This is a genomic window from Rothia sp. HMSC068E02 (assembly GCF_001813565.1).
Classification (GTDB): domain Bacteria; phylum Actinomycetota; class Actinomycetes; order Actinomycetales; family Micrococcaceae; genus Rothia.
In genome coordinates this window covers 68091-79375 of the sequence record NZ_KV812866.1, presented here as the reverse complement: position 1 = coordinate 79375, position 11285 = coordinate 68091, and the positions used below count along the sequence as shown (strand labels likewise).

General features: G+C 57.3%; 7 protein-coding genes. All 7 read right to left on the bottom strand.

Annotated features, from left to right (window positions below):
* Positions 1–419 precede the first annotated feature (419 nt).
* Positions 420–1724, bottom strand: a complete 1305-nt coding sequence (gene tyrS / locus HMPREF2919_RS00795) for a tyrosine--tRNA ligase (RefSeq protein WP_070665730.1) — start codon at positions 1722–1724, stop codon at positions 420–422.
* Between the two features lie 166 nt (positions 1725–1890).
* Entirely contained in the window at positions 1891–4185 is a 2295-nt protein-coding gene (locus HMPREF2919_RS00790; protein ID WP_141754824.1) for a HelD family protein, read from the bottom strand.
* A gap of 203 nt (positions 4186–4388) precedes the next feature.
* On the bottom strand, positions 4389–4964 hold the full coding sequence (locus tag HMPREF2919_RS00785) for an adenine phosphoribosyltransferase (RefSeq protein ID WP_044150631.1): 576 nt from the start codon (positions 4962–4964) through the stop codon (positions 4389–4391).
* Between the two features lie 134 nt (positions 4965–5098).
* The gene (locus HMPREF2919_RS00780) at positions 5099–6718 is read right to left on the bottom strand and encodes an AMP-binding protein (protein ID WP_070665727.1); all 1620 of its coding nucleotides are present in this window, start codon (positions 6716–6718) and stop codon (positions 5099–5101) included.
* A gap of 151 nt (positions 6719–6869) precedes the next feature.
* A complete protein-coding gene (locus HMPREF2919_RS00775) occupies positions 6870–7355 on the bottom strand; it encodes an arginine repressor (protein ID WP_049345349.1) in 486 nt (161 codons plus the stop codon).
* A 398-nt stretch (positions 7356–7753) separates the two neighbouring features.
* Positions 7754–8521, bottom strand: coding sequence for a hypothetical protein (locus tag HMPREF2919_RS00770; protein WP_049345348.1), 768 nt, complete (start codon positions 8519–8521; stop codon positions 7754–7756).
* A 192-nt stretch (positions 8522–8713) separates the two neighbouring features.
* Positions 8714–11284 carry a phenylalanine--tRNA ligase subunit beta gene (gene pheT, locus HMPREF2919_RS00765; protein ID WP_070665724.1) on the bottom strand — a complete coding sequence of 857 codons (2571 nt, stop codon included), beginning with the start codon at positions 11282–11284 and terminating at the stop codon, positions 8714–8716.
* Position 11285: the final 1 nt, after the last annotated feature.

Sequence of the window (11285 nt, the reverse complement as noted above, 5' to 3'; positions counted from 1 at the left end):
CTAAACGCCCCTGCAACCCGAAAATGGGTGAAGTGGGACACAAACAGGGTCTTGAAAGGGTCTCAAATACCCTCACAAACATCAAAATGCCTAGTCAGTGCGTTTTATGGGTGCTAAAAAATCTTTAAAAAACTTCCAAAAACCTTAAAAATCTGCGAATTCCCCTTTCGGGAGCCCCAAAACAGGGTCGAAAGGCGCCCAAAGCCCTCGCCAACAAAGACAAACCAAGAAACCCCAGAGCCAGAGGGCAGCAGAGCGATACAAGAAGAGCCCCTCCTGACGGAGGGGCTCTGTGTATATAGGGAATGTATATAGGGAACAGAAAAGGAGGGGCACTCCCCCACCGAACATTCAGTAATGAATACTTCAGTAGAGAAGAACCCCTCCCCCTCTATATGTATAGAGAAAGTCAGAAGAGACTAGACCAGCTCTACAGCACCCTGGTTCTTCTTGCCACGGCGAACCATCGCAAAACGACCGTGTAGCAGATCATCCTTAGAAATAGCTGCGTCCTCGCCCTGAACCTTCACGCCGTTCACCGAAGCGCCACCCTCCTTCAGAATGCGACGAGCTTCAGAGTTAGACTTCGCAAAGCCCAGCTCAGTCAGAACAGAAATCATGTCCAGGCGGTCCTCGGACAGCTTAGCCGAAGGAAGCTCAGCAACCACAGACTCCAGGGTAGCCTCATCCAGAGCAGCGAAATCGCCCTTACCAAACAAAGCCTCCGAAGCAGCCACAGCCTGATCAGTAGCCTCAGTACCGTGAACCAGCGAAGTCACCAGGTACGCCAGAGTCTTCTGAGCCTCACGCTTAAACGGCTCCTTCTCAACCTTCTGCGCAAACTCAGCAATCTCAGCACGAGTCAAGAAAGTGAACACCTTCAGGCGATCCAGCACATCCGCATCCGCAGTGTTCAGCCAGAACTGGTAGAAAGCGTACGGCGAGCACATCTGCGGGTTCAGCCAAATAGCGTTGCCCTCGCTCTTACCGAACTTAGTGCCATCAGAGTTAGTAATCAGCGGGGTACCAATAGCGTGAACGCTCTTACCCTCGACCTTACGGATCAGCTCGGTACCGCTGGTCAGGTTGCCCCACTGATCAGAACCACCGGTCTGCAGAGTGCAGCCGAAACGACGGTTCAGCTCCAGGAAGTCCAGGCCCTGCAGAATCTGGTACGAGAACTCGGTGTACGAAATGCCCTCATCAGAGTTCAGGCGCTTCGCCACAATCTCCTTCTTCACCATGGTGCCCACGCGGAAGTGCTTACCAACATCGCGTAGCAGCTGCAGAGCAGACATCTGACCGCTCCAGTCCAGGTTATTCACCATACGAGCAGCATTTTCACCTTCGAAAGAAAGGAAACGCTCAATCTGAGCACGCAGAGACTTAACCCACTCAGCCACAACCTCGGGAGAGTTCAGCACACGCTCAGAAGTCTGACGCGGATCACCAATCAGGCCGGTGAAGCCACCCACCAGGCCCAGCGGCTTGTGACCAGCCAGCTGCAGACGACGCATCACCAGCAGCTGCACCAGGTGACCCAGGTGCAGGGACGCAGCAGTCGGATCATAGCCCGTGTAGAAAGTCAGGCTCTCCTCGCTCAGCGCCTTCTCCAGAGCAGCCTCATCAGTGCTCACGTGCACCAGGCCGCGCCACTTCAGCTCCTGCCAAATATTCTCGAAGGTATCGTCATTATGCTGCGCGTTGAGGATCTCGGCAGACATGCTTCTCCCATTCACAAGGTAACAACGCCCAAAGGCGCTCGAACAAAATATGTAACAAGCCTAGCACCGCACCGGCACAAACGCTCAGAAAAACCCAAGCGAGCGCCCAAACCGGTACGGCACCGGCTCAAAGAAATAATAGAAAGGTGCTACAGAGCCACGAAGACTACAGGCCCGCAGGCATCCGCGAACCCACCATGTGCAGACGCTGAGTCGGACGAGTCATCGACACGTACAAGTCACCCACAGCACCATCAGCATCATCAATCAGCTGCTGCGGCTCAACAATCACCACAACATCAAACTCCAGGCCCTTAGCCTCCCACGGAGTCAGAACCAGCACCTGATTCTCCAAAGCCGTCTGCGCGGTACCCGTACGGTCAGCATGAGCACGAGCAACAGCCTGAGCCGTCTGAACATACAGGCTCGGCGGGCACACCACACCAATCAGAGCGCCACCCGAATGAGCGACCTCCTCGCTGACCACAGACACGGTCTGCTCCACGACAGACTCGGCGGCAACCTCATGCACCAGCGGAGGCCACTTGCCCTCACGCACCGCACGAGGCGCAGACACCTCATAACCGGCAGCCTGAGCAACCGACACCGCTGCCTCAGCAATCTGAGCCGGAGTACGGTAATTAATCGTCAGCTCATCCAGAGTGAAACGCTCACCCACAAACGGCGCCAACGCCTGCGACCACGACGAAGCAGCCGCAGCAGAAGAAGCCTGAGCAATATCGCCCACAATCGTGAAGGACTTCATCGGGCAACGACGCATCAGCAGACGCCACTGCATGGGCGAGAGCTCCTGAGCCTCATCCACCACAATATGGCCATACGCCCACGTACGATCAGCAGAAGCCGCAGCCGCAGCCGTCATACGCTCGCCACGAACCTCATTCATCATCGCAATCTGCTCAGGAGTAATCACGCCATCAGCGCCAATATCCTCCAGCGACTGGTGAACATTCTCCAGCGCCTTCGCAGCGTTCTCAAGGTTCGCGCGATGCTCCGCCGCAGCACGAGCCGCCGCAGCCGCACCGGTCACCTTCGAAAAATCACCCAGAAGCTCAGCGGCCTCATCCAGCAGCGGAACATCCGCCTCAGTGAAAGGAGCCTCCGCCGGACGAGCCAGCAGAGCACGCTCAGCCTTCGACAGCTCACGGGTCGCAGACTCCAAGTAATGCGGCTTCGAGAACAGCGAGCGCAACAGAGTCTCCGGCGACAGCGGCATCCACACCAGGTTCAGGGCGCGGCGCACATCCATCGAAGCACGCACATCATCCTGCAGATACGGACGCTCCACCACACGACCCGCCGCACGGTTCAGCTGATCATCCAGCTTCGCAGTCAGCTCCTTCAACAGAATCTTCACGAACGTCTCACGAGCCTCATTATGCGGCTTGCCCGTCGAACGAGCACGAGAACGAGCCGAACGAACCATCTCCGGAGTCAGCTCAACATCAGTACCCTCAACATTCAGACGCTGAACCTGAGCCGGCACCTTCTGACGATCCGCCACCGCACACTTAATAACCTTCACCATGCGCAAATCGCCCTTCAACGCGGCAACCGCGCGGTCCTTCTCAGGCACAGCACGCAGACCCGGATACAGGGTCGCCAACGAAGACATCACCACGCCGGTCTCACCCAGCGACGGAAGCACACGCTCGATGTACCACATGAACGAATTCGAGGGGCCAACCACCAGCACGCCAGCCTTCGACAGGCGCTCACGGTTCGTGTACAGCAGATACGCCGCACGATGCAGCGCCACAGCTGTCTTACCGGTACCGGGACCACCCTGCACCACACGCACACCCGGCAGCTCCGAGCGGATAATCGCATCCTGCTCAGCCTGAATCGTCGCCACAATATCGCCCATGCGGCCGGTACGCTTCTTATTCAACGCCGCCAGCAGAGCGCCCTCGCCGTGGAGGGAATCCTCATCCTGCAGCATCTCCGAATCGAAGACCTCATCCTCAATATTGACGACAGTACGGCCCTCAAGCATCAGGTGACGGCGACGGCGCACACCCATCGAGTGGAAAGCAGTTGCCTGATAGAACGTACCCGCCTCCGGGGCACGCCAATCCATCAGCAGACGCTGCTGATTACTATCCGTAATACCGATACGACCGATATAGCGCACCGCATCAGCACCCTCACGGTCCATATCCAGGCGTCCAAAGGTCAGACGAGAATCCACAGCATTCAGCTGCGCCAAACGATCCTCATAGTGGGTAGCAAAAGAGTCACGCTCCGAACGGTTCTGATGACCGCCCACCGCCTGATTCTTACGCACAGCAGCCAGCTTCTCAGCCGTCTCCTCACGGAGCTCATCCAGACGGGCATATACGCGAGCAACATACTCACGCTCCGCAGCCATCTGCTCAGCAAACAGCTTCTCAGCCGCCGAAGAATCAGCAGACTGCTGGGGCAAAGATTCAGATGACACGTAAGCTCCTTAAACCTATGGTGTCTCAAAGACAGGGTGCGACAGGCACCCAAAAATACGGGTCACTATTTTACAGGACAGGCTCCGTAGCGCCGAAATATTACCCCCACAGAAAAGTGCCCCACCGGCTCAACCGGCGGGGCACCCCTCATCAATATCAGCTGCACACGCCCAAAGGACGGTACGCCTCAAACTCTATAAAACTACTTCGACGGCAGCGGGTACTCAGAGACCAAGCTCAGCGTCTCAAGACGGTAACCGTCCAGCGCCTCACGACCGCCCAGGCCCTCCAGCTCCAGAAGAGCACCAACGCCGGCAACCTTCAGGTTCGCGCGCTCCACCAACTTCGCGGCAGCCACCAGAGTACCGCCAGTCGCCAGCAGATCATCCAGCAGAAGAACACGGGTGCCCGGCGCGAAATCACTACAGTGAATCTCGATCGCGGCGCTACCGTACTCCAGCGCATACTCCTCACGGTACGTCTCACGCGGAAGCTTACCCGCCTTACGAACCGTCATAATGCCAGTGCCCGTAGCGTACGCGAGCGCAGAAGCCAGCAAGAAACCGCGAGCCTCAACACCAGCCACCACATCAAACTGACCATCAAAACGAGCAGCCAGCTCATCAATGCACGCCTTGAACACCTCAGCATCAGCGAAGAGAGTGGTCACATCGTAAAAGAGGATACCCTCATGCGGGTAATTCGGAATCGTAGCGCAAGCAGTCGGAATCAACTGCTCAATAGGGGTTCGCGAAGCCTCAGAAGCGGGAACGCTCATGCTCTCTCTTTCGTGAAGGGGATAGCCCCGGAAAAATTACCCGGGAACAATAACGCGGTAGAAGCCGCCTACAAAATTCTACCCTCTTCACCCGCGCTTGTCCTCAGATGAGCGACAAGAACCATCTGCCGGGATTAGCCCCGCTGAATCACAACCCGCAAGTCACGCTTAAGAATCTTGCCGGTCGGCCCCAGCGGCATGCTCTCCACCATCACGTAGCGGCGAGGATACTTATACGCCGCCAAACGAGTGCGCGCCAACGCATTCAACTCCGCCTGCAGCACACCCTCATCAGCACCCGGACGCGGCTTGACCACGGCGACAACCTCCTCGCCCACACGCTCATCCGGCACGCCCAACACAGCTACCGACTGCACCTGCTCATGGGTATAGAGAATATCCTCAATCTCACGCGGATACACCGAATAGCCGTTACGCAGAACCATGTCCTTAATACGGTCCACAATAAAAATATTGCCCTGCTCATCAACACGAGCAACGTCGCCGGTCGCAAACCACTCGCCGTCAAAAACCTCAGCAGTAGCCGCAGGATTATTCCAGTAGCCAGCCATCACGTTCTCGCCGCGTACCCACAGCTGACCGCTCACACCCGGCGCGCACTCGGAACCCTGCGGGCAACGGACCTGCACCTGCACGCCCGGCAGCACACGACCCACCGAACCGAGCACCATGCCGAACTCCGCCTGATTAAACGAAACCACCGGCGACGTCTCGCTCAAACCGTAGCCCTCATACACCGGGCACTCAATCAGCGTTTTCAACGCAGAATGCACCGGCGCAGGCAGCGGCGAACCACCCGAAATGCCGAACCGGATGCGACCACGCAGCGAGCGCGCACGCTCAGGCTCAGCCTCCAGCGCCGCCGCCAACGACACATACATGCTCGGGACCGCGGCCAACACCGACACCACGGCACGCTCCATCAGATTCAGCGCGCCATCAGGGGTAAAACGCGGCAGCAAAGCCACCGTAGCCGACGCCGCAAACGCCGCGTTCATCGACACCGTCTGACCAAACGCATGGAACAGCGGAAGACCACCAAAAATGACATCATCAGCGGTGAAACCAAAAACGCTCACGCAGCTACGAGCATTCGAGAGGATATTCGCGTGAGTCAGCGTCGCCCCCTTAGGTTTGCCCGTCGTACCCGAAGTGTAGAGAATAATCGCCGGATCACTCGCCGCCACCGGGACAGGCTCTAGAACAGCAGCTGACAGCGCACTATCGGCAGGCGCATCAAAAGGAGCCATCGGTGAGCCCTCTCCCCCGGTGAAAATCTCGCAACGGACCGAACCGTTCTTCACCGGCACCGTCGAGGGTGCCTCCGACGCCAGACGAGTACCCGCAAAAGCAAAAAGCACCTTCGCCCCGCTATCGCGCAGATGATACTCCAGCTCAGCACCCGACAACAGCGGATTCAACGGAACACAAATCGCACCCGCAGCCACAATGCCGTAATACAACGCCGGCATCAACGCCACGTTCGGCATAGACAACGCCACACGGTCACCACGCTCAACACCGAGCGCCGCCACATGACGCTGAACCTGCGCGGCCGCAGACGCCAACTGCGTGTAGCTCACCACCTGCACATCAGCAGAGTCAGAAGCCGGAATCGCCAAAGCCGCCTTAGCCCCAGAATCAGAACCGGAACCAGAACCAGAACCAGAACCAGAAGCAGCTTCCGCCAAAAGGTAGGCAATATTGTTCGCTGAATCGCGCATTTCAGACATGATAGAAAACTCTCACCACAAAAATCGGTATATCTAGAAAAAGAGAAGCCGAGCTAGAAGCCCACAAAAGAGCCCGAAGACAGCAGAAGGGCGTACCTTCAACCGCTCCCCCCGAAATATCAGAAGAACAGCGCAAGATACGCCCCAGCTACTACTGAGCAGCAGACCAATCCAAGAAGCTCTCGGCAAGCGCAGCCCCACCATTGGGGTCACGAGTAATCACTATTACCGTATCGTCACCGGCAATAGTGCCCATAATCGCTTCAAGACCGCCCTGATCAATAGACGACGCCAAGAACTGCGCAGCACCCGGAGGAGTACGCAGAACCGTAATATTTGCCGAACCCTCAGCGGTAATCAGCAGTTCCTTAAACAGGGAAATCATACGGGCATCAGGTGCAGTACCGCCGCCACGACGAGCAGGGTAATTCGGCACAGCATAAATCAAGCCAGCGCCTTCATCACGGATGCGCTCAGCGCCAATTTCAACAAGATCACGGGAAAGGGTCGCCTGAGTAACCTTCATACCATCATCGGCCAGGTACTGCGCCAGTTCAGCCTGGGAGCGGACACGTCGGGTCTGCAGCAATTCAACGATGCGTGCCTGACGCGCGATCTTGGTCGAGGGGAAAGGCATAATATCTCTTCTTCCTACGGTGCCAATCACGAATTCAGAACGGAGCTGCCCAACGGTGGCGCAGCGCAACATTCTTTACTACCCAAGATAATACATATGCACATAAATATGCGCACCAAATATGGATTATTCCAAGATATGGGGGAAATTTCAGGGTTTATCTCACCAACTGTCACGCAAAATGCCGCGAATGTAGCGTGTATCTACACATTCGGGCGCATAACCTCACAATGAATGCATAGCGTGCAAGAACATTGTGGACTGGTGCGCTGCGCCGGTCAAGAGACCTCCGGTAGGCGAGCGCGAAAAAGGAGCCCGCCTCCAGCAACATCATGTGCGCCAGAAACAGGCTCCCTCAACAAAACGTCAACCGGTCAATCCGCAAGATTCAGAAACGCCTAGCGCTCATCCTCCACCAGACCATCCAGGTCCTCATACTCGACATCGCGCGAACGGCGGTTCAGCCACACAGCAAAACCCAGACCCAGCAGAAGCACCAGCACCGCACCAACAATACTTGCGATACCGGCAAAACGCTCAGCGTTCACGCTGTCCTCAGTCACAGGCTTCAACGTGCCCTTCTCGGCGGTGTAGACGACCTCAAGAGTGCCGCCCTTCTCCACCAACAGGCCGTCTACCTCACGCGGGAACTCCGAAGGAACGTCACCAGTCTGCGAACCACGGAACTCAATCGGAGCACCCGAAGTCACTTGATACTTATCCTTCAGGTTCGACACATACGTCTTACCGTTCAGCGCGTCATCAGCCGGCAAGTTGCCCTTATAACGAGCAACATTGCCCTTCGTAATCAGGTCAGGAGTCAAATCCTGGTAGGTGCCCTGAATGACCCAGCTCTTACCGGCATACTCGGCGTTATTATTCACCGACGCAAAAGCACGGACACCCGCAATAGCCAAAACAATGGAAAGAATAACCGCGACAGCAGCAGAAAGAACCGACAGCCAGTTTACGCCCGGGCGGTCATCCAGCTCTTCCTCACTCATCGCGAAAAGGGAGGAGTTCTCTTCCTCATCGTCGTAATCCTCGTACTCGTCGTACTCCTCATATTCAGAATCCTCGTACTCAGAATCCTCAAAGTAGGTTTCTTCGACCTCAGTAGACTGCGACAGCTCATCCTGTTCGCGCGAGTTCTCTCGATTAGCCATTACTCTCTCCCTCACTTCATCTATCTTCTAGGGTACCCATAACCACATGAGTTCACCACTGAAAGCGCTTATCAACGCTTCATAAACCAACCCAACAGGTAAACCCACCACGCAACGCCAAAAGCTACGGGGTGGGAGCCAACAACTCCCACCCCGTCAGCACTAGGCATTACGCCTTAGGGTTAGACCCGGTTAGACACGCGGTTCCGCACCCAGCTGCTCAACAGTCGCAGCCACAGCAGCCTCACGAGCAGCCGACGCCTCATCAGCAGTCAGCGTACGATCCGGTGCGCGGAAACGCAGAGCAAACGCCAAAGACTTCTTCGACTCATCAATACCGACACCGCGGTAATCATCAAAGACGCGGATGTCCTCCAGCAGCTCGCCAGCGCCCTCACGCAGAACACGCTCCACCTCAGAAGCAGGCAGATCGCGGTCCACCAGAAGCGCCACGTCCTGAGTAGCAGCCGGGAAAGTCAGCACCGGAGTAGCCTGACGCGCCTCAACACGACCAGCAAACAGCGCCGAGAAATCCAGCTCAAACGCGCAGGTACGCTCAGGCAGGTTCAGCTCCTGCAGAAGCTTCGGGTGCAGTTCACCAGCAAAACCAACACGCTCACCGGCAGCGTTCAGAACCTCAGCCACACGGCCCGGGTGGAACGCAGTGTGCACACCGTTACGCACCTGAATCTCAGCCGAAACAGCGTCAGCAACCAGACGCACGGCGTCCAGAGCGTCACGCCAATCGAAAGCGCGCGGAGTAGCACCGGGCATCACCTCATGCTCAGTACCAGCAAACAGGCCAGCAATGAAAGTGGGCTGATGCGGAATACCGGCGTTCAAATCAGCCAGAACCTCATTCGAAGGACGAGCACCCAGCGGCGGAATGGACTCCGAACCCAGCTGCTCACCCGGAATGAACACGTGACCCGCCTCAAAAATAGCCAGGTTCTTGAAACCGCGAGACAGGTTACGCTTCAGAACCTCAACCAGACCCGGCAACAGCGAACGGCGCATCCAGCCCTCAGCCGAAGAAATCGGGTTCTCCAGGCGAACCGAAGGAACCTCAGTTACCGGGTTCTCAGGGGTGCTCACCCACGGAGCCGACCACAGGTTGTTCGCATCAGCCGACACGAAGGGGTACGCGAAAACCTCAGTCAGACCCGAAGCCGCCAGCGCGTTCAGCGCACGACGCTTACCCGCCTGCTCCGGAGTGTAACCGCGACCCGCAGGAGCCACCGGCAGAGTCGAGGGGATGTTCTCGTAACCGTCAATACGTGCGATTTCCTCAGTCAGGTCCTCCTTCGCACGCAGGTCAGTACGCCACGACGGGACAGTCACCGCGTAACCAGACTCGGTACGCTCCACCGAGCAGCCAATCTCACGCAGGCAGGACTCAATCTGCTCCGGCGAGTAATCCACGCCAATACGACCAGCAGTGTAATCAGCGGGCAGATCAATCACGACCGGCTCATAGCCGAGCGACACATCAGTAACACCCGGCTCAACCTGAGCACCAGCCAGCTCAACCAGCAGCTCAACCGCACGCTGAGCAGCCGCAGCCTGAATCTGCGGATCCACGCCACGCTCAAAACGCTTCGAGGACTCAGAAATCAGCTTGTGACGGCGAGCGGTACGAGCCACCGACACTTCATCAAAACGAGCAGACTCCACCAGAATGCGGGTAGTCGAATCGGTCACCTCAGTCGAAGCGCCGCCCATCACACCGGCAAGACCAATCACGCCGGAATCATCAGCAATGACAATATCCTCGGGGTGCAGAGTACGCTCAACACCATCCAGGGTCACCAGCTTCTCGCCAGCAGCGGCGCGACGCACCACAATCTCACCCTGAACCTTGTCAGCATCGTAGAAGTGTAGCGGCTGACCGGTCTCCAGCATCACGTAGTTCGAAATATCCACCGGCAGCGACAGCGAGCGCACACCCGCCAGACGCAGACGCGAAGACATCCACGTCGGAACCGGCGCATCCGCCTTCACGCCCGACACCTCACGCATCACGAAACGAGTGCATGCGGGGTTACCGTGAATCGGGGCGTCATCACGCAGAGAAACCGGGTGACCGGACTCGTTCGCCTCCGGGGCGCGCTCGCCGTACGCCAGCACAAAATCCTCAAAGGAAGAACCGGTAGCGTGGCACCACTCGCGAGCAATACCGCGCAGAGAGAACGCGTAACCGCGATCCGGGGTCACGTTCACCTCAGCAGCCTGATCGTACAGGCCCAGCAGCTCCATCGCATCGGTACCAAGCTCCGGGTCCAGGCCCAGAGTCGAAAGCACCAGAATGCCGTCGTGATCATCACCAATACCCAGCTCACGAGTCGAAGCAATCATGCCAGCCGACTTGTGGCCGTAGGTCTTACGAGCGGTAATCGCAAAACCACCGGGCAGAACAGCGCCGGGCAGGGTCACAACAACCTTGTCGCCGGGTACGAAATTGTGGGCACCACAAATAATGCCCTGAACACCGGAAGGCTCAATGCCCTTACCGGTCAGAGGCTGCTCCTGACCCTCCGGAACCACGCGCACCTGGCACCAGTTCACGGTCTTGCCGTTCGAGTGGGTCTCCGGCTCCATAGAGAGCACCTGACCAACCACAATCGGGCCGGATAGCTCATCAGAGGGGCGGTGAACGTCTTCTTCTTCCAGGCCAACCTTCACCAGGGTTGCCATCAAATCTTCAGCCGAAGCATCCTCGGCTACAGGCACGAACTCGCGCAGCCATGACAGGGGTACACGCATA